This window comes from Pseudomonas sp. Con_6 (genome assembly GCF_059379395.1).
On sequence record NZ_CM182011.1, the window covers coordinates 1,921,248 to 1,947,602 of the forward strand.

Here is a 26,355-nt window from a genome sequence, read left to right on the forward strand (position 1 = left end):
ATCCATGGCAGGACCATTGCTGGACATCCCCTGCACCACCATCAAGGGCGAGCAGAAGACCCTCGCGGATTTCCCGGCCAAGGCCGTGCTGATCGTCAACACCGCCAGTCAGTGTGGCTTCACCCCGCAATACAAGGGACTTGAAGCGCTCTGGCAGCAATACCGCGAGCACGGCCTGGTTGTGCTTGGTTTCCCCTGCAACCAGTTCGGCAAGCAGGAGCCGGGCGACGAGGCGGCGATCTCCCAGTTCTGCGAGTTGAATTTCGGGGTCAGTTTCCCGCTGTTCCGCAAGATCGACGTCAATGGCCCGGCTGCCCATCCGCTGTTCGTCGAGTTGAAGAAGCGCGCTCCCGGCTTGCTCGGCTCCCAGGGAATCAAGTGGAACTTCACCAAGTTCCTCCTTGACCCGAAGACCGGCACGGTCAGCCGCTACGCTCCCACCACCAAGCCGGACGCCTTGAGCAGCGACATCGAGTCGCTGCTCAAGTGATCGCCGGCGGCGCCCAGTGGTCGATCAGCGCTTCCAGTTCCTCGCGGCGGAAGGGCTTGGCCAGGTAGTCGTTCATGCCCGCGGCGCGACAGCGCTCGCGTTCCTCGGGCATGGCATTGGCAGTCAGGGCGACGATCGGCAGATTCGGCCAGCGCCCGCTCTGGCGAATGCGCCGGCTGGCCTCGTAGCCATCCATCACCGGCATGTTGCAGTCCATCAGCACCAGGTCGAACGCACCTTCCTCCAGTAGCTCCAGTGCTTCGGCGCCATGGGCAGCGACACTCACCTCGCAGCCGAGCTTGCCCAGCATGCCCTTGGCCACGAGTTGGTTGACGGGGTTGTCCTCCACCAGCAGGATCCGCCCGCGGCGCAGGCTGGCGGGCTTATCGGCCAGTTCCACCGGCGCGCCTTCCTCGATCCGCGCGAGCACCCGGCGCAGAGCCTGGTACAACGCGCCGCGCGCCAATGGACGGGCCTGTTGCTGCAGAGGCGTGAGGTTGCTCGCCTGTTCGCCGGGCAGGAAGTTGCCGTAGGCGGTGATCAGCAGGATCGGAGCCTTGATCCCAGGGCGGGCGGCCAGTACGCAGTCCAGGTCGTCGGTGATCAGCAGGTCCGGGGTTTCGCCGGCGAGACCGTCGAGGTCGTCCAGCCGCCGATAATGAAGGCCCCAGCGCGGCAGCAAGGTCTGCAGCAGTTCGGCGAGGCCGCTTTTTGCGTTGCTGATGGCGATGACCTGGCCGCGCAAGAGGTCGGGCATTATCGCGGCGCTGTGGCTCGGTAAGGGCAATTCAGCACTGAACTGGCTGCCGAAGCCTGTTTCCGAGCTGATGCTCAGACGCCCCTGCATGGCCTCGCACAGGTTGTTGGTCAGGGTCAGGCCCAGGCCCGTGCCGCCATACTGCCGGGTAATGCCGGCGCCGGCCTGCGTGAACGGCTGGAAGATGCGCGTCTGGGCTTCCGGGTCGATCCCGATGCCGGTGTCGCATACGTCAATGCGCACGCCGCCTGCCTGGGTGCTCAGGCGCACGTCGACGCGGCCGAAGCGAGTGAACTTGAGCGCGTTGGACAGCAGGTTGCTCACGATCTGGCGGACCCGGGTCGGGTCACCGAGGACCATGGACGGGAATTTCGGATCGATCAGACAGGTCAGCTCGACGTTCGGCGCGGTGTTCTGCGACAGCAGGTTGGCGGTGTCCTCTACCAAGGCGCCAAGGTCGAAGGGGATGCGCTCCAGCTCCAGTTGGCCGGCATCGAACTTGGACAGGTCGAGGATATCGTTGAGCAGTTCCACCAGCACCTTGCCCGAGTCATGGGCGATCGACAGTTGCTGGCGCTGTTCGGCGTTCAGCGGGCTGTCCAGCGACAGCGCGATCATGCCCAGCAGTCCATTGAGCGGCGTGCGAATCTCATGGCTCATGTTGGCGAGAAAGGCGGCGCGGGCCTGGGCCATGTCCAGCGCGCGACGGCGCGCGTCCTCCAGCTCCAGGTTGGACTGACTGAGGCGGCTGTTGCTGGCTTTGAGTTCGTTGGTGCGTGCCGAGACGATGTTCTCCAACTCGTTCAGGTAGTCGGTCAAGCGGTTTTCTGCGGTGCGCCGCTGCTGGATTTCGGTGGCCATGGTGACGAATTGCTGGTTGGCGACTTTCACCAGTACCCCGATCTCGTCGTGTTCGTGGCCAACGGGGAAGGGCAGCTTGCCTTGGTTGGCATCCCGCGGATCGCTGCTGCTCAGGGCGCTGATCACCCGTACCAGCGGCTTGGTCAGCATCATGTAGAACAGCGCCAGGAGGATGCCGGTCAACACCAGGCTGCGCACGAAGCCGTTGAGCAGGGTGATTTCCGCACGCTTGAGGAAGCGACTGCCGAACGCGAAGGTATCCACGTCCAGGTACAGGGTGCCGAGGTATTCGTCGGGCATATGGTTGAGAAACAGGCGATTGCGAAATTCCCGGTTGTTGCCGAACAAGAAGTCGCTGAGCACCCGGTAGGTGCTTTCTTCGCGGGGGCGTTGCATGTCGGCGAGCACGGTGTCGTTGTTGTCGATCAGGCGTGCGCGGACGATGGCGGGGGATTGCAGCAGGCCGAGGGTCAGTTCCTGAGCCAGTTCCGAATCGATGTTGTAGGCAATGCGTGAGGCGGTGTTATGGCTGATATCCAGCAATGCCTGCATCTCGCGGTTGATGGACGCGTCTTCGCTGGCATAATCGATCCCTATCTGGATGAGACTGAGCAAGGTTCCCAGGATGAAGCCGACGAGGACGGTCAGCCGGGCTTGCTTGTACGACAGGCGATTGGTGAACTTGATATCCATGGTCCCGAGCCAGTTCCACATTCCATGCGCTGCGCAAGCATAGCCGATCAACCCCGGCTGCTGGCATGACTGTCACACATTCAGTTCGCTCCTTTATATACCTGGATCTGACTGAGGAAATTCCCGTGGACTCTCGTTTCAATGCTTTTCTCGACCGAGCCGAAAGTGTATTGGCCCGGCTCGAACCCCTGTTGCCGGCGCCGCGTCCGCAGATCGACTGGAGCGGTTGCCTGGCAGCGCGCTGGCAGCGTGACGGTCGCAGCGGTTTTCTGTTGCCGCTGGAGGTCAGTCTCGACATCCGCTTGTCCGACCTGATCGGTGTCGATCTGCAACGCGAGCAACTGGGCCGGAACACCCGTCAGTTCCTCGACGGCATGCCGGCCAACCACGCGTTGCTGTGGGGTTCGCGTGGCACTGGCAAGTCCTCGCTAGTGAGAGCGTTGCTGGCCGAGTACGCCGCCGTTGGGTTGCGTCTGATCGAGATCGAGCGCGATCACCTCGCTGACTTGCCGCGGGTGGTGGAGCAGTTGCACAAGCTGCCACAGCGCTTCGTACTGTTCTGCGACGACCTCTCGTTCGAAGCCGGGGAGGGTGACTACCGGGTGCTCAAGAGTGTCCTCGATGGCTCGCTGGAGCAGGCGCCGGACAACGTGCTGCTGTACGCCACGTCGAACCGCCGCCACCTGGTACCGGAGAAGCAGAGCGACAACGAAAACTGGAAGATGGTCGATGGCGAGCTGCATCCCAACGAGGCGGTGGAGGACAAGATCGCTCTGTCTGACCGCTTCGGCCTGTGGCTGTCGTTCTACCCCTTCACCCAGGAGCATTTCCTCAACGTCGTCGAGCACTGGATCGGCCAGTTGGCCAAGGGCCCGGGGCTGGTCTGGCAGCGTGACGACGAACTGGACAAGGCCGCGATCCGCTGGGCGACCGGCCGTGGCAACCGCAATGGCCGCTGTGCCTATCAGTTCGCCCGTTACTGGGTCGGACTCAAACTGTTGGAGCAACACACATGATCGATTTGAAAGCGGCGGGCTCCGGCCTCGACGGCTACGCCCTGCTGGCGGCGCAACTGGAGGCCTTGCTCTGCGGCGAGCGTGATTTCATTGCCAATGCCGCGCAGTTTTCCGCCTTCCTCTATAGCCAGGTCGAAGACCTGAACTGGGCAGGGTTTTATCTCAACCGCGACGGGGTGCTGGTGCTCGGCCCGTTCCAGGGCCAGGTGGCTTGCGTGCGTATTCCGTTCGGCCGTGGCGTCTGTGGCGCGGCGGCGGCCAGCCTGGAGACACAGCGGGTCGAGGACGTGCATGCGTTTCCCGGGCATATCGCCTGCGACAGTGCATCGAACAGCGAACTGGTGATTCCGTTGGTCAAGGAGGGGCGCCTGATCGGCGTGCTGGACCTGGACAGTCCGAAGCTGGCGCGTTTCGGGGTCGAGGACCAGGCGGGGCTGGAGCGGTTGGCGGGGATCTTCCTGGCTGCGACTGACTGCTAAGCATTTGGGGCCGCAAAGCGGCCCCATCTATTTGGAGAAGATCAGTCGTAGATGACCTTCTTCTTCCAGTTCTCTTCTTCGTCGGTCTTCAGCCCTTCGGTCAGGGCGTTGACGTCGTCCGCGGTCGGCTCGATGGTGTCCAGCACCATGGCATTGGCCCGGGCCAGCAGTTTCTCCATGTACTCCAACTGTTCGCGGTACTGGCCTGGCTCCGGTTGCTTGCGCAGATACTGCACGCCGCGCTCGAAGGCGAGGCGGGCATGGCCGGGCTGGTTCTGCTGCAGGGCGGCCTGGCCCAGGTTGTTGAAGAACTCGATGTGCAGGACCACGAGGATGTGGCGGATTTCCTTGACCCAGTACTTGGCTTCGTTGGTGGCCAGGAAACCTTCCTGGTTGGCGCGCACTACCTGGCTGTGCATGGCCTCCAGCAGGAAGCGCACATCCTTGGCCTTGGCCTCGGTCTGGATCGGGCTCGGCGGGTTGCCTACCGGCAGGGACTCGCCTTGGGCGATCAGGGTTTCCAGCTCGCCGATACGTCCGCGGATATCGCCGTTGTTCTTGTCCAGGGCCAACTGGCGTTGGTTGAGGTTGAGCTCGAGGCGTGTCAGCAGCAGCTTGAGGGCTGGAGTCATCAGCTGGCCGGGGAAAGTCTCGGTGATCTCGCCCACGCGTCGCAGGCGTTCGGCCAGTTCGACTTTCAGCCGCGCGCGCTCCAGCTTGCTGTTCTCGACTACGTTGTTGAGGTAGCCGATAACGATCAGTAAGGCGATCCCCGCGACTATAAGCAGGGTAATCATTAGTGGTGTCACCGTTCACGCCTCGTCAGTCTGTATACCGATTGAGTGTAGTGGCTTCCCATTTACCCGGATAGGGCTGTTTGGCAGAAGCATGAGGGGGATTGGTGGCAATTTGCCCTGGGTCACAGATGGACAATTCTCTCCCCGCTTTTTCCTTTGTCGGCTGGCGCTTGCGAAACAAGAGGGCAGCTACCCGTCGGGTGGGCCTGAAACGCAGCGAAGTCATTGATTTAAATAAATTTCTATTTGGGGGTTGACGCCCCCTCAAAGCATCCATAGAATGCGCGCCACTTGCAGCGTAAAGCACACAGCGAAACGCGGCAGGGAGTGAAAAGTTGTAGTGTGTCCCCTTCGTCTAGTGGCCTAGGACACCGCCCTTTCACGGCGGTAACAGGGGTTCGAGTCCCCTAGGGGACGCCAATGCGGGAATAGCTCAGTTGGTAGAGCACGACCTTGCCAAGGTCGGGGTCGCGAGTTCGAGTCTCGTTTCCCGCTCCAATTTACTTAGGTTTCGCTTCACGGCGAGGCTTGTAAAAAAATCCAGTATCAAAACCTCAGGTTTAGATACTGGTCACTAAAACGTGCAAAGCGCGTTTTGGGCAGAGTCCCCTTCGTCTAGTGGCCTAGGACACCGCCCTTTCACGGCGGTAACAGGGGTTCGAGTCCCCTAGGGGACGCCAATATGCGGGAATAGCTCAGTTGGTAGAGCACGACCTTGCCAAGGTCGGGGTCGCGAGTTCGAGTCTCGTTTCCCGCTCCAAATATGGCGCTACTGGATCCTCGGGTCGGGTAGTCAGAAAAAAGGACCTCCGGGTCCTTTTTTCGTTTCTGCAAGTTAATACCCGCACAAAAAACGCCGCTTGGATAAGCGGCGTTTTTCTTTCAGTGCCGACTGTCCCGGTCGGACATGCTCAGCAACTGCTTTTCCTGATTCCAGTCGAACGGTTCGTCATTTTGCTCGGCTTCGTAGCGGCGCTCTTCCAGGGCCTGGTACATATCCAATTCCTCGTCCGGCATGAAGTGCAGGCAATCGCCGCCGAAGAACCACAGCAGGTCGCGAGGGACCAAGTGGGCAATCTGTGGATAGCGCTGGATGACCTGGCACATCAGGTCCTGGCCCAGATACTGGCTTTCCAGTGGGTCTTGCGGCAGCTGTTCCAGCAGTTCGTCGAAGCGTTCGAGGAACAGCGCGTGGCTTTCTTCCGGGACCTGTTCGGCTTCGCCGAGGGCGGCGAGGATGCTGCGCAGGTGGTTGAGCAGGACGAGATGATAGTCCAGGTGTGCATTGGCCATGCGGCAATCCTCTGAAAGCAAAAAACGGGCGCGGGAGTATACGGCCCCTCGCGCCCGATGTCCCGGCTGGATTGAACTCAGCGCACCTTGCCGGCGCTGGGTAGCAGTTCCTCCTTGGTGAAAGCGTCGACGTCGATGACCTTGCGCCGCGCGGCCTCGGCATCTCGCAACTGTTGTGCCTCGGTACTATTGATGACCCCGACGCGCAGGGCCGCGTCGACCAGTGGTTCGCCGGCATCAGGCGTGAATTCGCTGTTTTTAAGGGCATGGCGCAGTTTTTTGTGCAGCTCGCTGCTTTCCGCCAGCAACTGGCTGGCGTGTTGCAGGGCACCGACCGGATCCTCCGGGTCAGTTGGGCGATAGCAACCGGTCAGCAAATCTTCCAGTGCCGGATCGCCGGCCCCCCTGCCGATCAGTGCGGCGATTTCTGCGTCCAGCTCGTCGCTCGGCCCGGTGTGTCGGCGGCCGAACGGAAATACCACCAGACGCAGCGCGCAGCCGAGGAAACGGTTGGGGAAGTTGTCGAGCAGCCGGTCCAGCGCCCGCTCCGCCTGACCCAGGCTCTCCTCCATGGCCCAGCGCAGCAGCGGTTGCAGGTGCGAGGGGGAGTTGAGGTCGTGATAGCGCTTGAGCGCTGCCGAACCTAGGTACAGGTAGCTGAGCACATCGCCAAGGCGCGCAGACAGGCGTTCGCGGCGCTTCAGCTCGCCGCCGAGGAGCATCATGCACAGGTCGGCGAGCAGGGCGAAGGCCGCGGCCTGGCGGTTCAGTGCACGGAAGTAACCCTGGCTCAGCGAATCTCCGGGGACTTTCTCGAAATGCCCCAGGCCCAGGCCAAGCACCAGGGTGCTGGCGGCGTTGCCCACAGCGAAGCCGACGTGTTGCAGCAGCAGGTTGTCGAACTCCCGCAGCGCCTGGTCATGGTCCTCGCGACCAGCCAGGGCCATTTCCTTGAGCACGAACGGATGGCAGCGGATTGCGCCCTGACCGAAGATCATCAGGTTGCGCGAGAGGATATTGGCGCCCTCGACGGTGATGAAGATCGGCGCCCCCTGCCAACTGCGTCCCAGGTAGTTGTTCGGGCCCATGATGATGCCCTTGCCGCCATGGATGTCCATGGCGTGCTGGATGCACTCGCGGCCGCGTTCGGTGAGGTGGTACTTGAGGATCGCGGAGAGCACCGAGGGTTTCTCACCGAGGTCGACGGCCTTGGCGGTCAGCAGGCGCGCGCTGTCCATCAGCCAGGCGTTGCCGCCGATGCGCGCGAGGGATTCCTGGATGCCCTCGAAGGCAGCCAGCGGCACGTTGAACTGCTCGCGCACCTGTGTGTACTGGCCGCTGACCAGGCTGGTGAACTTGGCGGCGCCGGTGCCCACCGCCGGCAGGGAAATCGAGCGCCCGACGGACAGGCAGTTCATCAGCATCATCCAGCCCTTGCCGAGCATGGCCTGCCCGCCGATGAGGAAGTCCAGCGGGACGAATACGTCCTTGCCCGAGTTGGGGCCGTTCATGAAGGCGGCGCCCAACGGATGGTGGCGCTTGCCGATCTCTACACCGGGGGTGTCGGTCGGAATCAGTGCCAGGCTGATGCCAAGGTCTTCCTGGTCGCCCAACAGGTGCTCGGGGTCATGGGCCTTGAAGGCCAGGCCGAGCAGGGTGGCGACCGGTCCTAGAGTGATGTAGCGCTTTTCCCAGGTCAGGCGTAGGCCAATGACTTCTTCACCATTCCACTGGCCTTTGCAGATGATCCCGGTGTCTGGCATCGCCCCGGCATCGGAGCCGGCTAACGGGCCGGTGAGGGCGAAGCAGGGGATTTCCTCGCCACGGGCCAGGCGTGGCAGGTAGTGGTTACGTTGTTCGTCGGTGCCGTAGTGCAGCAATAGCTCGGCGGGGCCGAGGGAGTTGGGCACCATCACGGTGGACGCCAGGTCGCCGCTGCGGGTCGCCAGCTTCATCGCCACCTGGGAGTGGGCGTAGGCGGAGAAGCCTTTGCCGCCGTATTCCTTGGGAATGATCAACGCAAAGAAGCCGTGATCCTTGATGTGTTGCCAGGCAGCGGGCGGCAGGTCCATGTCCTGGCCGATCTGCCAGTCGCTGACCATGGCGCAGAGTTCTTCGGTGGGGCCGTCGATGAACGCCTGTTCTTCGGCGCTCAGCTCGGATTTCGAATAGCCCAGCAGGGTGTTCCAGTCCGGGCGTCCGCTAAACAGCTCTCCGTCCCACCAGACGGTGCCGGCGTCGATGGCTTCGCGTTCGGTCGTCGACATCGGTGGCAAGGTGCGCTGGAACCAGGCGAACAGCGGCGCGCTGAACAGCCTGCGGCGCAGGTCGGGGAACAGCAGAGGGGCGGAGATGGCGGCGACCCCCAGCAACAGCAGGAAGGTCAGCCAGCCCGGAGCCTGGGAAAAGACACCCATGGCGATGACATACACCGCGACAAGTGCCAGGGCCGGCAAGGCCGGTGTCCGTCGATGCGCCAGCCAGGCCGCGCCCAGTACCAGCACCACTAACCACAACAGCAACATAGTGTTTCCTCCTGGAAGCCTTTTCACGTGTCAGTACGTCCAACAGAGCCTAGCCCGCTTCTGCAGAACGGCCTCGTCTGAACAGTGACAGGTCCTTGCTGATGGAGTTCGCCAACGATTGCCTGCGCGCCGTGCTGGAGTAGACTGGGCCTCCCTCGCAGGTAACAGGATGTAAAAATGCTCAAGATCTGGGGTCGGAAAAATTCCAGCAACGTACGCAAAGTGCTGTGGTGCGCGGAAGAGCTGGGACTGGCATATGAGGCCGTGGATGCCGGCGGTGCCTTCGGCGTGGTCAACGAGCCGCATTACCGGGCGCTCAATCCCAACGGCCTGGTGCCGATGATCGAGGATGATGGCCTGGTGCTGTGGGAATCCAACACTATCGTGCGCTACCTCGGTGGCAAGCATGCGCCGGGTACGGCCTGGTCCCCGCAGGATCCGGTCGAGCGGGCCAAGGCGGAAAAATGGATGGACTGGACCACCTCGTCCCTGGCCACGCCGTTCCGCCCCTTGTTCTGGGGCATCCTGCGTACCCCCGAGGAGCAACGGGACTGGGTCGCGATCAACGCGGCGCACAAGACCTGCGCGCAGCTGCTGTCCATCGCCGATGAAGCGCTGGCCTCACAACCCTTCCTCTCTGGCAAGGAAGTGGGCATGGGCGACATCCCCCTGGGCTGCTTCGTCTACGCCTGGTTCGAGATGCCCATCGAGCGTCCGGAGATGCGTCACCTGCGCGCCTGGTATGAGCGCTTGCGCGAGCGTCCGGCCTATCAGGCGGCGGTGATGACTGCGCTGACCTGATCGCTTCGCTCGATGTGATAGTTATTATCGATACACTTGACTGTACTTGTGTGGCCGGGGCTTGCACCATGGCCACACTTGTCGCGACCGTCCCGAGCGGTCACAGCCTGATTCACGAACAATTCGAACGGTGCACAGACCCGCTATGAGTTCAGCCCTGTCCATTCGGCAGCTAACCAAGACCTACGGCAACGGCTTCCAGGCCCTCAAAGGCATTGACCTGGACGTCGCCGAAGGTGACTTCTTCGCCTTGCTCGGCCCCAACGGCGCTGGCAAATCCACCACCATCGGCATTCTCTCGACCCTGGTGAACAAGACCAGCGGCAGTGTCAGCGTCTTCGGCCATGACCTGGACCGCAACCCTGCCGCGCTCAAGCGCAGCATCGGTGTGGTGCCGCAGGAATTCAACTTCAACCAGTTCGAGAAGACCTTCGACATCGTCGTCACCCAGGCCGGCTATTACGGCATCCCGGCCAAGGTCGCCAACGAGCGCGCCGAGCAGTACCTGACCCAGCTCGGCCTGTGGGACAAGCGCGACGTGCCGTCGCGTTCGCTGTCCGGCGGCATGAAGCGCCGACTGATGATCGCCCGGGCGCTGGTGCATCAACCGCGCCTGCTGATCCTCGACGAGCCGACCGCAGGGGTGGACATCGAGCTGCGTCGCTCGATGTGGACCTTCCTCACCGAGCTGAACCAGCAGGGCATCACCATCATCCTGACCACCCACTATCTCGAAGAAGCCGAGCAGCTGTGCCGCAACATCGGCATCATCGACCACGGCACCATCGTCGAGAACACCAGCATGCGCCAGTTGCTGGGCAAGCTGCACGTCGAGACCTTCGTCCTCGACCTCAAGCATGAACTGGCCCAGGCGCCGCTACTGGCCGGCTACCCGTGCCGGTTGATCAACCCGCACACCCTGGAAGTCCAGGTAGACAAGGAAGTGGGTATCACCGCGCTGTTCGGCCAACTGGCCTTGCAGAACATCGAGGTGACCAGCCTGCGCAACAAGACCAATCGTCTCGAGGAGCTGTTCGTGTCCCTGGTTGAAAAGAACCTGTCCAAGGTGGCGGTATGAGTTCGGAACTGCGCGCCAACCTGGTCGCCCTCAATACCATCGTCTACCGCGAAGTACGCCGCTTCACCCGGATCTGGCCGCAGACTCTGCTGCCCCCGGCGATCACCATGGTCCTGTACTTCGTCATCTTCGGTAACCTGATCGGCCGGCAGATCGGCGACATGGGCGGCTTCACCTACATGGAGTACATCGTCCCGGGCCTGATCATGATGGCGGTGATCACCAACTCCTACGGCAACGTGGTCTCCAGCTTCTTCGGCAGCAAGTTCCAGCGTTCCATCGAGGAGTTGATGGTCTCGCCGGTGTCGCCGCACACCATCCTCGTTGGTTATGTCCTGGGTGGCGTTCTGCGGGGGCTGGCGGTGGGGGTGATCGTGACCCTGCTGTCGCTGTTCTTCACCCACCTGCAGGTGCATCACCTGGGCGTGACCCTCCTCGTGGTGGTGCTGACTGCGACGATCTTCTCGCTGCTGGGCTTCATCAACGCGGTGTTCGCGCGCAACTTCGACGATATCTCGATCATCCCGACCTTCGTCCTGACGCCGCTGACCTACCTGGGCGGGGTGTTCTATTCGATCAACCTGCTGCCGCCGTTCTGGCAGACCGTGTCGCTGGCCAACCCGGTGCTGCACATGGTCAACTCGTTCCGCTATGGCATTCTCGGCGTGTCGGACATCAAGATCAGCATCGCCATCACCTTCATGCTGATCGCCACCGCCGCGCTGTACTTCGGCTGTGTGCGCCTACTGGTCAGCGGGCGCGGAATGCGCAGCTGATTTCGCCTTGCGCCGGCGCCATTGCCTGCCCACCCACCAGCGCCAGTAGAGCATGGTCAGGCAATAGGCGAGGGCGCCGAGCAGCACGCCACATACCACCGAGCCGAGCAGGAACGGTTGCCACAGGGTCGACAGTTGCTCGGTGATCCAGTCGAAGGTGATTTCCTCGGGCAGGGTGCGCGGCGGCACACCCATCAGCCAGGCACCCATCTGGTAGGTGCAATAGAACACCGGCGGCATGGTGATCGGGTTGGTCAGCCAGACCAGGCTCACCGCGATCGGCATGTTGCCCCGTACCAGGATCGCCAGGCTGGCGGCCAGGAGCATCTGCAGCGGTATCGGGATGAACGCGGCGAACAGGCCCACCGCCATGGCCCGCGCCACCGAATGGCGATTCAGGTGCCAGAGGTTGGCGTCATGCAGCAGCCGACCGAGAAATCGTAAGGACTTGTGTTCCCTGATGACCGTCGGATCGGGCATGTAGCGTTTGAAAAGTCGACGCGGCATGTGGGGTCTCGGCGTGCGGAAGGAGGCAAGTATGCACGCATTACAACCTGTGCCTATTCAGACTTTGTGACAATTAATAAGTGAACCAGGCCTCGCCATGGGCTAAGCCTGCGGTGTCGTTTTGTTTTATCCGGGGTTCAGATGACGCGCACAGGGATGTTGGCGCTCGCGATCGGACTGATCTGTCCGGTCTTTCTTCCAGTCTTGCCGTCCGTCAGTCTGTGGCTGTTGATCGCCACCCTCGGGCTGATTTGCCTGTGGCGGCGGCTTTTCCCGCTGGCGTTGTTCCTTTTCGGGGTGTGCTGGGCCGTGCAGTCGGCACAGCGTGCGCTGGATGACCGACTGGCGCCGACCCTTGATGGCCGCACCTTATGGGTCGAGGGACGGGTGGTCGGCTTGCCGACGCGCGACGCTGACCGGGTCCGCTTCGAACTGGAGGCGCCGCACTCTAGGCGCGCCGATCTGCCCTCGCGACTGCGCCTCACCTGGCGCGATGCGCCGCTGATCAACAGTGGCGAGCGCTGGCGCCTGGCCGTCACGCTCAAGCGTCCTCAGGGTTTGCTCAATCCTCATGCAGCCGACCCGGAAGCCGCCTTGCTGGCAAGGCGGATCGGCGGCCTGGGTTCTGTGAAGGATGGCGAACGCCTGTCCACTGCCAGCGGCGCCTGGCGCGACGGTATCCGGCAGCGCCTGCTCGCCGTGGATGCCCAAGGACAGGAAGCGGCTCTCGCGGCTTTGGTGCTCGGCGATGGTGGGGGACTGGCGCGCGAAGACTGGGGCATGCTCCAGGCGACAGGTACCGTGCACCTTTTGGTGATTTCCGGCCAGCACATTGGTCTGCTGGCAGGGTTGGTCTACGGGCTGGTAGCCGGCTTGTTCCGCCTCGGTTGGTGGCCGCCGAGCCGAGCCTGGTTGCCGTGGGCGTGCGGGCTGGCTTTCGCTGCGGCGCTTGGCTATGGCCTGCTGGCCGGTTTTCAGGTGCCGGTGCAGCGCGCCTGCGTGATGCTCGCGGTCGTGCTGTTGTGGCGCTTGCGCTTTCGTCACCTGGGTGTCGCCTGGCCGCTATTGATCGCGTTGAACGCCGTGCTGCTTTTCGAACCGCTGGCCGGCCTGCTACCCGGATTCTGGCTGTCCTTCGCTGCTGTCGGGGTGCTGGTGACGGTGTTCAGTGCGCGTCTGGGCGCCTGGCCGTTGTGGCGAGCCTGGGGGAGGGCGCAATGGTGTATCGCTATCGGCCTGTTTCCAGTGCTTCTGGCGCTGGGGTTGCCGGTCAGTCTCACTGCGCCGTTGGCGAATCTGGTCGCGGTGCCCTGGCTGAGTGCGCTGGTCCTGCCCTTGGCCTTGGCGGGCACGGTCCTGCTGCCGTTGCCATTCGTGGGGGAGGCGCTGCTCTGGCTGGCCGGTGGCTTGCTCGTCGTGCTCTTCGAGTTGCTGGGCTGGCTGGCCAGTTGGCGTCCTGCCTGGACTGCGCCTGCGCTGCCAATGGAGGTGTGGTTGCTGGTGTGCCTGGGCGCGTTCCTGCTTCTTTTGCCGGCGGGCCTGCCGATGCGGGCGTTCGGCTGGCCTCTGGTATTGCTGGCCGGTTTCGCACCCCGCGAACAGATTCCGCTGGGGCAGGTGGATGTCTGGCAGCTGGATGTGGGGCAGGGCCAGGCCTTCGTTCTACGGACCCGCGAGCACGCGCTGCTCTATGACGCCGGTCCTGCCCGGGAGGTGCTGGATCTTGGCGAGCGTGTGGTGCTGCCGAGCCTGCGCAAGCTGGGCGTAGAGGCATTGGACCTAATGCTGCTCAGCCATGCCCATGCCGATCACGCCGGAGGTGCTGCCGCAGTGTGGCAAGGCCTGCCGGTACAACGGGTGATCGCCGGCGAACCGACCTCCGGGCTACCGATGCAGCCCTGCACCAGCGGTGCGCACTGGGAGTGGGACGGCGTGCGCTTCTCCCTTTGGCAATGGTCGGGTGCCGACGATAGCAACCAGCATTCCTGCGTCCTGAAGGTCGACGCCTCGGGTGAGACCTTGCTGCTCGCTGGCGATATCGACCGTTTTGCCGAGGAGGCCTGGCTGCAAGGCCCGCAGGCTGGTCCGGTGGATTGGCTGCAGGCACCGCATCATGGCAGTCGCACCTCGTCCAGCGCACGTTTCCTCGATGCCTTGAAACCGCGCGCCGTGCTGATTTCCCGTGGCCGTCACAATGGCTTTGGCCATCCCTCGCCGCTGGTGATGGCCCGCTATGCGGCGCGGCAAATCACTACCTACGACAGCGCCTTGCTCGGCGCCGTGTACTTGCGTCTTGGGAGCTTCGGTGAGGCGCGAGGTCTGCGTGAACGGCCGCGATTCTGGCGTGAACCGACATGACAGCCTTCGGCAGCCACGGCCCCTATGGTAGAGTGCAGGACTTTTTCCGAGGGGGTCCTTACTGTGTGGGAATTGGTCAAGTCCGGTGGTTGGATGATGCTGCCGATCATTCTGAGTTCCATCGTTGCCGTGGCTATCGTCGCTGAACGCCTGTGGACCCTGCGCGCCAGCCGCGTGACACCGCCGCACCTGCTCGGTCAGGTCTGGCGCTGGATCAAGGACAAGCAACTCAACACCGAAAAACTCAAGGAACTGCGCGCCAATTCGCCGCTGGGCGAGATCCTCGCCGCCGGACTGGCCAACTCCCGTCATGGCCGCGAGATCATGAAGGAGTGCATCGAGGAAGCCGCTGCCCGGGTCATCCATGAGCTGGAGCGCTACGTCAACGCCCTCGGCACCATCGCCGCCATGGCGCCGCTGCTGGGCCTGCTCGGCACCGTGCTGGGCATGATCGACATCTTCAGCTCGTTCATGGGCTCGGGCATGACCGCCAACGCCGCAGTGCTCGCCGGTGGTATCTCCAAGGCGCTGATCACCACCGCCGCGGGCCTGATGGTCGGTATCCCGTCGGTGTTCTTCCACCGTTTCCTGCAGCGTCGCATCGATGAGCTGGTGGTGGGCATGGAGCAGGAGGCAATCAAGCTGGTCGAAGTGGTCCAGGGCGACCGTGAAGTCGACCTGTCCGAGGGCAAGGCGTGAAATTCCGGCGCAAGCAACGCGAGAACGTCGACATCAACCTGGCGTCCTTGATCGACGTGGTGTTCATCCTGCTGCTGTTCTTCGTAGTCACCACCACCTTCACCCGCGAGACCCAGCTGCGCGTCGAACTGCCGGAGTCCGCCAGCGGCACGCCGCCACCGGATAGCGAGCAGAAGCTGGTGGAGATCACCATCAGCGCCGAAGGCGTGTACTCGGTAAACAACCACCTGCTGCCCAAGAGCGACCTGGCGACCCTGACCGAGGCCCTGCAGAAGGAGTCCGGCGGTGACACCAAGCTGCCGCTGGCCATCAGCGCCGACGGCAAGACCCCGCACCAGGCCGTGGTCACCGCGATGGACGCGGCCGGCAAGCTCGGCTTCAGTCATTTGCGCATGACCACGGTCGAGGCCGCGCCGGGGACGCCCTGATGGCTTTCGCCGATCGCCTGCTGGAGGCCTGGTACAAGGGCCATCCGCTGCTTGTGCTGCTCTCGCCCCTCGAAGCCCTGTACCGCAAGGTGGTGCGCGGCAAGCGTCAGCGCTTCCTGGCCGGGGAGGGCAGCATCTATCGCGCGCCGGTGCCGGTGCTGGTGGTGGGCAACATCACCGTCGGCGGCACGGGCAAGACCCCGCTTATCCTGTTTCTTATCGAGCACTGTCGCCAGCGCGGCCTGCGCGTCGGCGTGGTCAGCCGTGGCTACGGGGCGAAGCCGTCGCAGTTGCCGTGGCGGGTGCGTGCCGACCAGTCGGCCGAACATGCCGGTGATGAACCCCTGCTGATCGTGCAGCGCAGCGGCGTGCCGCTGATGATCGACCCGGATCGCTCGCAGGCGGTGCGCGCCCTGCTCGACGCCGAGCCGCTGGACCTGATCCTGTGTGATGACGGCCTGCAGCATTACCGTCTGGCCCGCGACCTGGAACTGGTGCTGATCGACGCCGCTCGGGGCCTGGGCAACCGCCGCTGCCTGCCGGCCGGGCCGCTGCGCGAGCCGGTGGAACGACTGCAAGAGGTCGATGCGCTGCTGTACAACGGCGCCGTTGCCGATCGGGACGACGGGTTCGCCTTCAGCTTGCAACCCACCGCACTGGTCAACGTGCGTAGCGGCGAACGCCGCCCCGTGGACCATTTCCCCGCCGGCCAGGCCGTGCATGCGGTGGCCGGCATCGGTAACCCGCAGCGCTTCTTCAGCACCCTGCGCGGGCTAGACTGGAAACCAGTGGAGCATCCTTTCGCCGATCACGCCGTGTTCAGCGCCGAAGCCCTGGCGTTCAGCCCGTCGCTACCGCTGGTGATGACCGAGAAGGATGCCGTGAAATGTCGCAGCTTCGCTGCGGCAGACTGGTGGTATCTTGCCGTCGACGCGCAGCCGTCGCCGGCGTTCGTGCGCTGGCTCGACGAGCAACTGGCACGCCTGCTGCCGACTACCCGGCAGCCCTGATTCTTTTCTGTTTCCGGCCACAGGCCTGAGGAAAAACCCATGGACACCAAACTGCTCGATATCCTCGCTTGCCCGATCACCAAGGGCCCGCTCAAGCTCAGCGCCGACAAGACCGAGCTGATCAGCAAAGGCGCCGGCCTGGCCTACCCGATTCGCGACGGCATCCCGGTGATGCTGGAAAGCGAAGCGCGCACCCTGAGCGACGACGAGCGCCTGGACAAATGAGCCTGGCCTTCACCGTCGTGATTCCGGCCCGCCTACGCTCCACGCGCCTGCCGGGCAAACCGCTGCTGCCGATCGCCGGCAAGCCGATGATCCAGCATGTCTGGGAACAGGCGCGCAAGAGCGGCGCCGAGCGCGTGGTCATCGCCACCGATGACGCGAGCATCGTCGAGGCCTGCCAGGCCTTCGGTGCCGAGGTGCTGCTGACCCGCGACGACCACGAGTCCGGCACCGACCGCCTGGCCGAAGTGGCTGCCGCGCTGGGATTGCCCGCCGACGCCATCGTGGTCAACGTGCAGGGCGACGAGCCGCTGATTCCGCCGTCGATCATCGACCAGGTGGCCGCCAACCTGGCAGCCCACCCGGAAGCCGGCATCGCCACTCTGGGCGAGCCGATCGAGGATGTCGCGGCCCTTTTCAACCCCAATGTGGTCAAGGTGGTGGCCGACTGCAACGGTCTGGCCCTGACCTTCAGTCGCGCGCCGCTGCCCTGGGCTCGCGACGCCCTGGCCCAGAACCGAGAGCAATTGCCGGAAGGCGTGCCGTATCGCCGCCATATCGGCATGTACGCCTATCGCGCCGGGTTCCTCCAGGACTTCGTCGGCTGGGGCCCTTGCTGGCTGGAGAAGACCGAGGCGCTGGAGCAACTGCGGGCGCTCTGGCATGGCGTGCGGATCCACGTCGCCGATGCCCTGGAAGCACCGCCGGTGGGTGTCGACACCCCGGAAGACCTGGAGCGCGTGCGGCGCTTGCTGGAGGCCTGATGCGCGTCCTGTTCGTGTGCCTGGGCAATATCTGTCGATCGCCGACCGCCGAAGGCGTGTTGCGTCATCAACTGGCCGAGGCCGGGCTGGCCGAGGTCATCCAGGTTGCGTCGGCCGGGACCGGTGACTGGCATGTCGGCAATCCGCCGGACAGCCGCACCCGCCGCGCTGCGCAACTGCGTGGCTACGACCTGTCGGCGCAACGGGCGCAGCAGGTGAATGTCGCGGACTTCACCACTTACGACCTGATCCTGGCAATGGACGAGAGCAACCTGGCTCATCTGCGGGCTATGCGTCCGGGCCATGCCAGTGCCGAGCTGGACCTGTTCCTGCGCCGCTACGACGGCGCCGTGGACGAGGTGCCGGATCCCTACTACGGCGGCGAGCAGGGCTTCGAACAGGTCCTCGACCTGATCGAGGCGGCGTGCCGCAACCTGGTCATCGAACTGAAGGGACGGCTATGAGCGCCAAGGTCGAATCGCAGGTTTCCCTCAAGCCTTATAACAGCTTCGGTGTAGAGGTGATGGCCCGTCATTTCGCCCAGGCCACGAGCGATGACGAAGTCCGGCAATTGCTGGCCTATGCCGCGATCGAAGACCTGCCGGCGCTGGTGATCGGCGGTGGCAGCAATCTCCTGCTGACCCAGGACATCACGGCGCTGGTGATCCGCATGAACAGTAGCGGTATCCGCCTGCTGTCCGACGATGGCCAGCGCGTGGTGGTCGAGGCAGAGGCGGGCGAGGCTTGGCACCCGTTCGTCCAGTGGACCCTTGAGCAGGGCCTGGTAGGGCTGGAGAACCTCAGCCTGATCCCGGGCACTGTGGGCGCGGCACCGATGCAGAATATCGGCGCCTATGGTGTGGAGATCAAGGACGTCTTCGCCGGTCTGACCGCGCTGGACCGGCAGACCGGCGACCTGCGTGATTTCACGCTTGAAGACTGCGATTTCGCCTATCGCGACAGCTACTTCAAGCGTAATCCTGGGCGCTGGGTCATTCTACGGGTGCGTTTCGCCCTCAGTCGTACTGCAGCGCTGCACCTTGATTACGGACCGGTGCGCCAGCGCCTGGCGGGTATCGAGCAGCCGACTGCCCAGGATGTCAGCGATGCGATCTGCAGCATCCGCCGGGAAAAACTGCCGGATCCCGCCGAACTGGGCAACGCCGGCAGCTTCTTCAAGAACCCGGTGGTGAGTGCCGAGCTGGCCGGGCGCATTCGCGAGCAGCATCCGGGGCTGGTGGCTTATCCACAAGCTGATGGCGAGATGAAGCTGGCCGCGGGCTGGCTGATCGAGCAAGCAGGCTGGAAAGGCTATCGCGATGGCGATGCCGGTGTGCACAAGTTGCAGGCGCTGGTGCTGGTCAACTATGGCCAGGCGAGTGGCGAGCAGTTGCATGAGCTGGCGCAGAAGATCCAGGACGATGTGCTGGAGCGGTTTGGCGTCGAGCTGGAGATGGAGCCGAATCTGTACTGAGCAGCTGCAAGCTCCAAGCCGCAAGATGATAGTGGTGGCGACGCGGACGGCTTGTTCTTGCAGCTTGAAACTTGAGGCTTGTAGCTAAACAAAAAAGCCCCGCCAGTTTTCACTGGCGGGGCTTTTTAGTCAGCCTTTGAAAATCAGAAGTGCGGTTTGTTCTCTTCGGTGGTTTCCAGGGCCTTTGGTGCCTCTTCCACGGTTTCCTCGGCGGCTGGTGCCTCGGTTACCTGTGCTTCGGCGGCGGCCGCTGCGGCGGCTGCGGCAGCAGCGGCGGCTTCGGCTTCACGCTTGCGACGACGCACTTCACGCGGGTCGTTCGGTGCACGGCCATTCGATGGCGCAGTTGGCGCTTCGACCACAGGCTCGGCGGCTGGCGCCTCGACTACAGGGGCTGGCGCTTCCACGGCAACCGGAGCTTCCACCGGCGCAGGCTCGGCAGCGACCACTTCGGCTTGTGGCTGAATTTCCACCGCAGGCTCCTGCGCTTCAGGCTGCTCGGCAACGACCGGCTCGGCAGGTGCTTCAACGACCGGTACTGGCACTTCGGCAGGCTGCTCGACAGGCTGAGGAACGACTTCGACCACCGGCTCGACGCTCGCCTCGACCGCTTCGACGACGCTGGCAGGCTGCTCGACCACTGGCGCGATTTCCACCTGAGGGGCTTCCTCGGCAGGCTTCACGGCCTCGGCGACTTCGGCGATTTCAGCGGCTTGGGATTGCACGGGAGCAGGCTCTGCCTGCGGTGCGCTTTCCTCGACGGCAGCGGTGGCGCGCTCGGCCTGGGCATGGGCCTCGGCTTCGGCGTTGGCGCTGATAGCGCTGGTGGCGACAGCAGCGGTCACGGCCAGGCCGGCAGCCAGCTCGGCACCGCTTGGCTCCAGGCCTTCTTCGCCGGCATCATCGCTGCCTTCAGCGTCGACCAGGTTGCCGTTGGCATCGCGCTGACGCTCACGACGGTTGCTGCGACGACGCTGGCCACGGGAGCGACGACGTGGACGTTCGCCTTCGACGCCTTCCTGGTTGTCGTCCTGCAGCAGTTCTTCGTTCGGCAGTTGTTCCTCGGCAGCCTGCTCGGCAGGGCGCAGCTGACGCTCTTCACGTGGCGGACGCGGCTGGCGCTCTTCGCGTGGCAGGCGTTCCTCGCGCGGTGCGCGTTCTTCGCGTGGAGCACGTTCCTCGCGTGGTGCGCGCTCTTCACGCGGTGCGCGTTCTTCGCGTGGTTGACGCTCTTCACGCGGGACGCGCTCAGGACGTTCCTCGCGGACAGCTGGCGCTACCGGGGCAGCATCCAGCGGCTCGCGCAGTTCCCGGACCGGACGGTCTTCACGGGAGCGACGCTCTTCACGCGGTGCACGTGGTTGACGTTCTTCGCGCGGCTGGCGCGGTGCGCGTTCTTCGCGAGGCTGGGACTCCTCGCGTGGCTGGCGCTCTTCACGTGGGGCACGCTCTTCGCGCGGCTTGCGGTCTTCCTCGCGGCGACCGTTGCGGTTGCGGCTCTGCTGACGGCCGTTGCGACGCTCCTCGTTGCGTTGCGGGCGCTCGGTGGCGGCAGGCTTCTCGGCGGCGGCGGGGGCTACAGGTTCTTCCTTGCTGCCGGCAAACAGGCTCACCAGCGACTTGACCAGGCCCTTGAACAGGCTTGGCTCCGGCGCGACGTGAACCGGGGCGGCAGGGGCTGGCTTGGCTTCTTCAGCGGTCGGTACCGGAGCGTTGGCGCGGGCCGGGGCAGTCTTCACCGCAGCTTCCTGACGTACCAGGGTGCGGGTGGCGGCGGCTTGTGGCACTTCCTCGACTTCGGCTGCAGCGATTTCGTAGCTGGACTGGCCGCTCAGGGCTTCCGGATTGTCGTCACGCAGGCGCTGCACTTCGAAGTGCGGCGTTTCCAGGTGATCATTCGGCAGGATGACGATCCGTGCGCGAGTGCGCAGTTCGATCTTGGTGATCGAGTTGCGTTTCTCGTTGAGCAGGAACGCGGCGACCGGGATCGGTACCTGAGCGCGGACTTCGGCGGTGCGGTCCTTCAGGGCTTCTTCCTCGATCAGGCGCAGGATGGCCAGGGACAGCGACTCGACGTCACGGATGATGCCGGTGCCGCTGCAGCGCGGGCAGACGATGCCGCTGCTTTCGCCCAGAGACGGACGCAGGCGCTGACGGGACATTTCCAGCAGGCCGAAGCGCGAGATACGGCCGACCTGGACGCGGGCGCGGTCGGCTTCCAGGCATTCGCGGACTTTTTCTTCCACGGCGCGCTGGTTTTTGGCCGGGGTCATGTCGATGAAGTCAATCACGATCAGGCCGCCGATGTCGCGCAGACGCAGTTGGCGGGCGATTTCCTCGGCCGCTTCCAGGTTGGTCTGCAGGGCGGTTTCCTCGATGTCGCTACCCTTGGTGGCGCGCGCCGAGTTGATGTCGATGGAGACCAGGGCTTCAGTCGGGTCGATGACGATCGAACCGCCGGACGGCAGGTCGACCACGCGCTGGAAGGCGGTCTCGATCTGGCTTTCGATCTGGAAGCGGTTGAACAGGGGGACGCTGTCTTCATACAGCTTGATCTTGCTGGCGTACTGCGGCATCACCTGGCGGATGAAGGTCAGGGCTTCTTCCTGGGCATCGATGCTGTCGATCAGCACTTCGCCGATGTCCTGACGCAGGTAGTCGCGGATGGCGCGGATGATGACGTTGCTTTCCTGGTAGATCAGGAAAGGTGCGGAACGGTCCTGGGAGGCTTCCTTGATCGCGGTCCAGAGTTGCAGCAGGTAATCGAGGTCCCACTGCATTTCTTCGCTGCTGCGACCGAGGCCGGCAGTGCGCACGATCAGGCCCATGTCGGCAGGGGCGACCAGGCCGTTGAGGGCTTCGCGCAGTTCGTTGCGCTCTTCGCCTTCGATGCGGCGGGAGATGCCGCCGGCACGCGGGTTGTTCGGCATCAGGACCAGATAACGGCCGGCGAGGCTGATGAAGGTGGTCAGGGCGGCGCCCTTGTTGCCACGCTCTTCCTTCTCGACCTGGACGATGACTTCCTGGCCTTCGCTCAGTACTTCCTTGATGTTGACCCGACCTTCCGGGTTCTTCTTGAAGTATTCGCGGGAGATTTCCTTGAGGGGCAGGAAGCCATGGCGTTCGGAGCCGAAGTCGACGAAAGCGGCTTCGAGGCTGGGTTCGATGCGGGTAATCCGGCCTTTGTAGATGTTGGCCTTCTTCTGCTCGCGCGCACCGGACTCGATGTCCAGGTCGTAGAGGCGCTGGCCATCTACCAGAGCAACACGCAACTCTTCGGGTTGAGTCGCGTTAATCAGCATTCTTTTCATGTAATACCGTCGGTTTCCGGGCTGCCGGAAACGGCGTTCGGCACACACGACTTCTCACGGTCGGTGTCAGGGTGCGTCAGGGGTGGCGGGCCATCCCGTGTCCAGCGACATCCGGTTGACTGGTGACCAGTGCTGCCGAAGCCGCGACGACGCGTCCTGCTTGCTGTTGTGTCATATGCACGTCAGTCAGGAGGAGGAATCAGCCTTCGTCCGTGGATGCCCGATGGGTATCCTGTTCGAGACCGGGTCCGGCCATAAAGGCCTGGACGCAGTACTACACGGTCCGACGGTTGTGCATCTCCACCCTACACGTATCCCTGATAATCGGGTGCTGCCGCGCGCTGAATCCGCAACGGGTTGCATTTATCGCCGGCTCCATACGGGAGCCCGCGCAGTTTATGGCTAAGGCAGGTATTTCCGAAGTATCCGCCATGACTGCGTGAAAGCCTTGGCACTGGGAAGAGTGGCATCGAAAAAAAACGGTATGGGAGGGTCAAAAGCCGCTCTTGTTGTTTTTTATCGGTCTTCTCTCATCGGCGCTGGTGGCGATTCCAGGCATTTCTGTAAACTGGCGAAAACCCCGTCGGACGGCCTCGCGTCCTCTAGATTTGCGTAGGTCAGGGCCGGCTCGAAGCCATTGGTCCGCTGGCCAGCCGCTTTTGGCGGCGTTCGCGACTATAGCAGCAATGATTAAGTGCTTCAATTCCATAAAAAATTGTTATGATCCGCCAAATGACGACCACTACCCCTCCGACTTCCAGCGTCCAGCTGATCGAAGTCCCGCCGGAACTTGCCGGCCAGCGTATCGACAACTTCCTTGTCAATGTCCTCAAGGGCGTTCCCAAGACCTTGATTTACCGCATCTTGCGCAAAGGCGAAGTGCGGGTGAACAAGGGTCGTATCAAACCCGAGTACAAGATCCAGGCAGGCGACATCGTGCGCGTCCCGCCCGTTCGTCTGCCTGAGCGCGACGAGCCGGTGCCGGTGGCCCAGGGTCTGCTGCAGCGTCTAGAAGCGGCGATCGTCTACGAGGACAAGGCGCTGATCGTGCTCAACAAGCCGGCGGGCATCGCCGTGCATGGCGGCAGCGGCCTGAGTTTCGGTGTGATCGAGGCGTTCCGCCAGTTGCGTCCGGACGCCAAGGAGCTGGAATTGGTGCACCGCCTTGACCGTGACACCTCCGGCCTGCTGATGATCGCCAAGAAACGCAGCATGCTTCGCCACCTGCACACCGCCCTGCGTGGCGATGGCGTCGACAAGCGCTACATGGCGCTGGTCCGCGGTCACTGGGCAACCAGCAAGAAACAGGTCAACGCGCCGCTGCTCAAGAGCAATCTGCGCTCCGGTGAGCGGATGGTCGAGGTCAACGACGAAGGCAAGGAGGCGTTGACGGTTTTCCGCGTGCTGCGCCGTTTTGGTGACTTCGCCACCATGGTCGAGGCGCGTCCGATCACTGGTCGTACCCATCAGATTCGCGTGCATGCCCTGCACGCCGGCCACTCCATCGCCGGCGACAGCAAGTACGGCGATGAAGATTTCACCCGGGAAATTCGGGAGCTGGGCGGCAAGCGCCTGTTCCTGCACGCCTATGCCCTGACCGTGCCGCTGCCGGATGGCGGCGAACTGAAGCTGGAGGCCCCGGTGGACGAGATGTGGGCCCAGACCGTGGAGCGCCTGAGTGCAACGTGACTACGACCTGCTGATCTTCGACTGGGACGGCACCCTCGCCGATTCCATCGGCCGTATCGTCGAGGCCATGCATGGCGCTTCTGAGCGTGCCGGCTACCCGCTGTGCAGCGATGATGCGGTCAAGGGCATCATCGGCCTGGCCCTGCCGGAAGCGATCAGTGTGTTGTACCCGGCGCTGGACGAGGCCGAGGTCATGGCTTTCCGTCAGCACTACGCCGATATCTACATGGCCCTGGACGACCAGCCTTCGCCCCTGTTCCCGGGCGTGGTCGAGGCGCTCGATGCCTTCCGCGCCGAGGGCTACCGTCTGGCGGTGGCGACCGGCAAGGCGCGGCGCGGTCTGGACCGGGTGCTGCGGGCCAATGGCTGGGAAGGCTTCTTCGATATCACCCGGGCTGCCGACGAGACCCGCGGCAAGCCGCATCCGTTGATGCTGGAAGAGATCCTTGCGCACTGCCAGGTCCCGGCGTCGCGGGCGCTGATGGTCGGTGATTCGTCTTTCGACCTGATCATGGCGAGAAATGCCGGCATGCACGCGGTGGCGGTGGGTTATGGTGCGATGTCGCTGGAGACGTTGAGCGTTCACCAGCCGCAGTTGTCTATCGAACACTTTTCACAGTTGCCGGTCTGGCTTGCACGGGCCACGGCAACGGTAATTCCAGGGTAGGTAAAGCATGGTCGATGAGTGGAAGGCGCCTCGCGATGAGAAGGGCGAAGAGCAGAAAAGCTGGCAGTTGCTGGAAAAGACCCTGCTGGCCAGTGTCCAGGAGCAACGTCGGGCGCGGCGTTGGGGGATCTTCTTCAAGCTGCTGACGTTCTTCTACCTGTTCGGCCTGCTGTTCCTGTTCTCGCCGCTTGCGAAGATGGAGAAGAGCGCGGTCGGCGGCAACGGCCACACGGCCCTGATCGAGGTGCGCGGGGTGATCGCCGACAAGGAGGAGGCCAGCGCCGACAACATCATCGGCAGCCTGCGTGCAGCGTTCAAGGACCCGAAGACCAAGGGCGTGGTGCTACGCATCAACAGTCCGGGTGGTAGTCCGGTCCAGGCCGGCTATGTTTATGACGAGATCCGCCGGCTGCGTGGCGAGTACCCGGATATCAAGGTGTATGCGGTGATCACCGATCTCGGTGCGTCCGGTGCCTATTACATCGCCAGTGCGGCGGACCGGATCTATGCCGACAAGGCCAGCCTGGTCGGCTCCATCGGGGTGACGGCGGCGGGCTACGGTTTCGTGGGCGCCATGGAGAAGTTGGGTGTCGAGCGCCGCAGTTATACTGCTGGCGAGCACAAGTCGTTCCTCGATCCGTTCCAGCCCGAAAAACCGGAAGAAGCGAAATTCTGGCAGGGGGTGCTGGAGACCACTCACAAACAGTTCATTGCAAGCGTCAAGCAGGGGCGCGGCGAGCGCCTGAAGGACAAGGAGCATCCCGAGCTGTTCAGCGGGTTGATCTGGTCCGGCGAGCAGGCCGTCGGCCTGGGCTTGGTAGACGCCCTGGGTAGTGCTGGCTATGTGGCGCGGGAAGTGGTGGGGGAGAAGGATCTGGTGGACTTCACCATCGAGGAGTCTCCGTTCGATCGCTTCTCCAAGCGCCTCGGCGCAAGTGTCGCCGAGCACCTGGCGATGTGGATGGGGTTCCAGGGGCCAACCTTGCGCTGACTGCCATCCGGGATGAAAAAGCCGACCTCGCGGGTCGGCTTTTCATTGGGTTCAGGGAATGCTGACGCCTTCCTTTATTAGCATGTCCACCAGGCGGATCAGCGGCAGGCCGATCAGGCTGGTGGCATCGCAGCCATGGGTGCTCTGGAACAGGCTGACACCGAGACCTTCGCACTTGAAGCTGCCGGCGCAGTCGTAAGGCTGCTCGATGCGCAGATAGCGTTCGATCCGTGGCAAATCGAGTTCGCGCATGTGCACGCTGAACGGCACGCAATCCACCTGGCATGCGCCGGTGGCGCTGTTGAGCAGGGCGACGCCGGTGAGGAAGCTGACATGGTTGCCACTGGCGGCCAGCAACTGTTCACAGGCCTTGTCGAAGGTGTGCGGCTTGCCGAGGATCTGCTCGCCAAGCACGGCGACCTGATCGGAGCCGATGATCAGGTGGGCAGGGAAGCGGTCGGCCAGCGCCTGTGCCTTTTCTCGCGCCAGGCGCTTGACCAGATCCACCGCCGGCTCGTCGTCTATGCGCCGTTCGTCGATATCCGGGGCGGCCCAGTCGAAGGGGAGGTGCAGGCGCGCCAGCAATTCGCGCCGGTAGGGTGAGCTGGAAGCCAGTATCAGCGGTAGCATGAGGTACTCCAGTGCAGGTTCGGCGATTCTAACATGCTG

Annotated in this window: 24 protein-coding genes and 4 tRNA genes; 21 read left to right on the forward strand and 7 right to left on the reverse strand. The window is 63.5% G+C overall.

Features of this window, described 5'->3' with window-relative positions; translation table 11 throughout:
* Positions 1-4 precede the first annotated feature (4 nt).
* Positions 5-490, forward strand: a complete 486-nt coding sequence (locus AC5QPF_RS08840; protein ID WP_494962867.1) for a glutathione peroxidase — start codon at positions 5-7, stop codon at positions 488-490.
* Here AC5QPF_RS08840 and AC5QPF_RS08845 read toward each other — a convergent pair.
* The gene (locus AC5QPF_RS08845) at positions 483-2,801 is read right to left on the reverse strand and encodes a response regulator (protein ID WP_494962868.1); all 2,319 of its coding nucleotides are present in this window, start codon (positions 2,799-2,801) and stop codon (positions 483-485) included. The genes AC5QPF_RS08840 and AC5QPF_RS08845 overlap by 8 nt on opposite strands.
* A 125-nt stretch (positions 2,802-2,926) precedes the next feature.
* Between AC5QPF_RS08845 and AC5QPF_RS08850 the strand changes: the two genes are divergently transcribed.
* Both AC5QPF_RS08850 and AC5QPF_RS08855 read left to right on the forward strand, forming a co-directional pair.
* On the forward strand, positions 2,927-3,817 hold the full coding sequence (locus AC5QPF_RS08850; protein ID WP_494962869.1) for a DUF815 domain-containing protein: 891 nt from the start codon (positions 2,927-2,929) through the stop codon (positions 3,815-3,817).
* The gene (locus AC5QPF_RS08855) at positions 3,814-4,296 is read left to right on the forward strand and encodes a free L-methionine (R)-S-oxide reductase MsrC (RefSeq protein ID WP_494962870.1); all 483 of its coding nucleotides are present in this window, start codon (positions 3,814-3,816) and stop codon (positions 4,294-4,296) included. The genes AC5QPF_RS08850 and AC5QPF_RS08855 overlap by 4 nt, the downstream gene beginning before the upstream one ends.
* A gap of 41 nt (positions 4,297-4,337) precedes the next feature.
* On the opposite strand, the gene AC5QPF_RS08860 is transcribed toward AC5QPF_RS08855, so the two are convergent.
* Positions 4,338-5,105 (reverse strand): hypothetical protein, encoded by a 768-nt coding sequence (locus tag AC5QPF_RS08860; RefSeq protein WP_494962871.1) that lies wholly within the window; start codon positions 5,103-5,105, stop codon positions 4,338-4,340.
* A gap of 332 nt (positions 5,106-5,437) precedes the next feature.
* Between AC5QPF_RS08860 and AC5QPF_RS08865 the strand changes: the two genes are divergently transcribed.
* From AC5QPF_RS08865 to AC5QPF_RS08880, 4 genes are all read left to right on the forward strand, one after another.
* Positions 5,438-5,513, forward strand: a tRNA-Glu gene (locus AC5QPF_RS08865).
* A gap of 2 nt (positions 5,514-5,515) precedes the next feature.
* Positions 5,516-5,591: transfer RNA gene (locus tag AC5QPF_RS08870), tRNA-Gly, on the forward strand.
* A 106-nt stretch (positions 5,592-5,697) separates the two neighbouring features.
* Positions 5,698-5,773 (forward strand) — tRNA-Glu (locus AC5QPF_RS08875).
* Between the two features lie 4 nt (positions 5,774-5,777).
* Positions 5,778-5,853, forward strand: a tRNA-Gly gene (locus tag AC5QPF_RS08880).
* Positions 5,854-5,975: 122 nt separating this feature from the next.
* Here the strand turns inward: AC5QPF_RS08880 and AC5QPF_RS08885 are convergent.
* Both AC5QPF_RS08885 and AC5QPF_RS08890 read right to left on the reverse strand, forming a co-directional pair.
* Positions 5,976-6,386 (reverse strand): PA2817 family protein, encoded by a 411-nt coding sequence (locus tag AC5QPF_RS08885; protein ID WP_330077807.1) that lies wholly within the window; start codon positions 6,384-6,386, stop codon positions 5,976-5,978.
* A gap of 77 nt (positions 6,387-6,463) precedes the next feature.
* On the reverse strand, positions 6,464-8,911 hold the full coding sequence (locus AC5QPF_RS08890; protein ID WP_494962872.1) for an acyl-CoA dehydrogenase: 2,448 nt from the start codon (positions 8,909-8,911) through the stop codon (positions 6,464-6,466).
* Between the two features lie 177 nt (positions 8,912-9,088).
* Here AC5QPF_RS08890 and AC5QPF_RS08895 point away from each other — a divergent pair, with 177 nt between their 5' ends.
* The 3 genes from AC5QPF_RS08895 to AC5QPF_RS08905 all read left to right on the forward strand — a co-directional run bounded on the left by AC5QPF_RS08895 (position 9,089) and on the right by AC5QPF_RS08905 (position 11,566).
* Positions 9,089-9,712 (forward strand): glutathione S-transferase N-terminal domain-containing protein, encoded by a 624-nt coding sequence (locus AC5QPF_RS08895; RefSeq protein ID WP_494962873.1) that lies wholly within the window; start codon positions 9,089-9,091, stop codon positions 9,710-9,712.
* A 145-nt stretch (positions 9,713-9,857) separates the two neighbouring features.
* Positions 9,858-10,790 carry an ATP-binding cassette domain-containing protein gene (locus AC5QPF_RS08900; protein ID WP_494962874.1) on the forward strand — a complete coding sequence of 311 codons (933 nt, stop codon included), beginning with the start codon at positions 9,858-9,860 and terminating at the stop codon, positions 10,788-10,790.
* Positions 10,787-11,566 (forward strand): ABC transporter permease, encoded by a 780-nt coding sequence (locus AC5QPF_RS08905; RefSeq protein ID WP_494962875.1) that lies wholly within the window; start codon positions 10,787-10,789, stop codon positions 11,564-11,566. The genes AC5QPF_RS08900 and AC5QPF_RS08905 overlap by 4 nt, the downstream gene beginning before the upstream one ends.
* On the opposite strand, the gene AC5QPF_RS08910 is transcribed toward AC5QPF_RS08905, so the two are convergent.
* The gene (locus tag AC5QPF_RS08910) at positions 11,534-12,073 is read right to left on the reverse strand and encodes a DUF2062 domain-containing protein (protein ID WP_494962876.1); all 540 of its coding nucleotides are present in this window, start codon (positions 12,071-12,073) and stop codon (positions 11,534-11,536) included. The two genes, AC5QPF_RS08905 and AC5QPF_RS08910, sit on opposite strands and share 33 nt — an antisense overlap.
* 141 nt (positions 12,074-12,214) lie before the next feature.
* Between AC5QPF_RS08910 and AC5QPF_RS08915 the strand changes: the two genes are divergently transcribed.
* The 8 genes from AC5QPF_RS08915 to murB all read left to right on the forward strand — a co-directional run bounded on the left by AC5QPF_RS08915 (position 12,215) and on the right by murB (position 19,028).
* On the forward strand, positions 12,215-14,431 hold the full coding sequence (locus AC5QPF_RS08915; protein WP_494962877.1) for a DNA internalization-related competence protein ComEC/Rec2: 2,217 nt from the start codon (positions 12,215-12,217) through the stop codon (positions 14,429-14,431).
* A gap of 63 nt (positions 14,432-14,494) precedes the next feature.
* Positions 14,495-15,130 carry a flagellar polar localization protein PocA gene (gene pocA / locus AC5QPF_RS08920; protein ID WP_494962878.1) on the forward strand — a complete coding sequence of 212 codons (636 nt, stop codon included), beginning with the start codon at positions 14,495-14,497 and terminating at the stop codon, positions 15,128-15,130.
* Complete coding sequence (gene pocB / locus AC5QPF_RS08925) at positions 15,127-15,558, forward strand: flagellar polar localization protein PocB (RefSeq protein ID WP_494962879.1); 432 nt, start codon at positions 15,127-15,129, stop codon at positions 15,556-15,558. The genes pocA and pocB overlap by 4 nt, the downstream gene beginning before the upstream one ends.
* Positions 15,558-16,568, forward strand: coding sequence for a tetraacyldisaccharide 4'-kinase (gene lpxK / locus AC5QPF_RS08930; RefSeq protein ID WP_494962880.1), 1,011 nt, complete (start codon positions 15,558-15,560; stop codon positions 16,566-16,568). Before pocB ends, lpxK begins: the two co-directional genes overlap by 1 nt.
* A gap of 39 nt (positions 16,569-16,607) precedes the next feature.
* On the forward strand, positions 16,608-16,793 hold the full coding sequence (locus AC5QPF_RS08935) for a Trm112 family protein (RefSeq protein WP_045187141.1): 186 nt from the start codon (positions 16,608-16,610) through the stop codon (positions 16,791-16,793).
* Positions 16,790-17,554 carry a 3-deoxy-manno-octulosonate cytidylyltransferase gene (gene kdsB / locus AC5QPF_RS08940; protein ID WP_494962881.1) on the forward strand — a complete coding sequence of 255 codons (765 nt, stop codon included), beginning with the start codon at positions 16,790-16,792 and terminating at the stop codon, positions 17,552-17,554. Before AC5QPF_RS08935 ends, kdsB begins: the two co-directional genes overlap by 4 nt.
* The gene (locus AC5QPF_RS08945; protein ID WP_494962882.1) at positions 17,554-18,018 is read left to right on the forward strand and encodes an arsenate reductase/protein-tyrosine-phosphatase family protein; all 465 of its coding nucleotides are present in this window, start codon (positions 17,554-17,556) and stop codon (positions 18,016-18,018) included. The genes kdsB and AC5QPF_RS08945 overlap by 1 nt, the downstream gene beginning before the upstream one ends.
* Entirely contained in the window at positions 18,015-19,028 is a 1,014-nt protein-coding gene (gene murB / locus AC5QPF_RS08950; RefSeq protein WP_494962883.1) for a UDP-N-acetylmuramate dehydrogenase, read from the forward strand. Before AC5QPF_RS08945 ends, murB begins: the two co-directional genes overlap by 4 nt.
* A gap of 143 nt (positions 19,029-19,171) precedes the next feature.
* Here the strand turns inward: murB and rne are convergent, their stop codons facing one another.
* Complete coding sequence (gene rne, locus AC5QPF_RS08955; protein WP_494962884.1) at positions 19,172-22,339, reverse strand: ribonuclease E; 3,168 nt, start codon at positions 22,337-22,339, stop codon at positions 19,172-19,174.
* A 732-nt stretch (positions 22,340-23,071) separates the two neighbouring features.
* Between rne and rluC the strand changes: the two genes are divergently transcribed.
* The 3 genes from rluC to AC5QPF_RS08970 are packed head-to-tail and all read left to right on the forward strand — an operon-like array spanning position 23,072 to position 25,686.
* The gene (gene rluC / locus AC5QPF_RS08960; protein WP_458975813.1) at positions 23,072-24,028 is read left to right on the forward strand and encodes a 23S rRNA pseudouridine(955/2504/2580) synthase RluC; all 957 of its coding nucleotides are present in this window, start codon (positions 23,072-23,074) and stop codon (positions 24,026-24,028) included.
* The gene (locus AC5QPF_RS08965; protein WP_494962885.1) at positions 24,018-24,695 is read left to right on the forward strand and encodes an HAD-IA family hydrolase; all 678 of its coding nucleotides are present in this window, start codon (positions 24,018-24,020) and stop codon (positions 24,693-24,695) included. The genes rluC and AC5QPF_RS08965 overlap by 11 nt, the downstream gene beginning before the upstream one ends.
* A 7-nt stretch (positions 24,696-24,702) precedes the next feature.
* Positions 24,703-25,686, forward strand: coding sequence for a S49 family peptidase (locus tag AC5QPF_RS08970; protein WP_494962886.1), 984 nt, complete (start codon positions 24,703-24,705; stop codon positions 25,684-25,686).
* 51 nt (positions 25,687-25,737) lie between these two features.
* On the opposite strand, the gene AC5QPF_RS08975 is transcribed toward AC5QPF_RS08970, so the two are convergent.
* A complete protein-coding gene (locus AC5QPF_RS08975; protein WP_494962887.1) occupies positions 25,738-26,316 on the reverse strand; it encodes a Maf family nucleotide pyrophosphatase in 579 nt (192 codons plus the stop codon).
* Positions 26,317-26,355 lie beyond the last annotated feature (39 nt).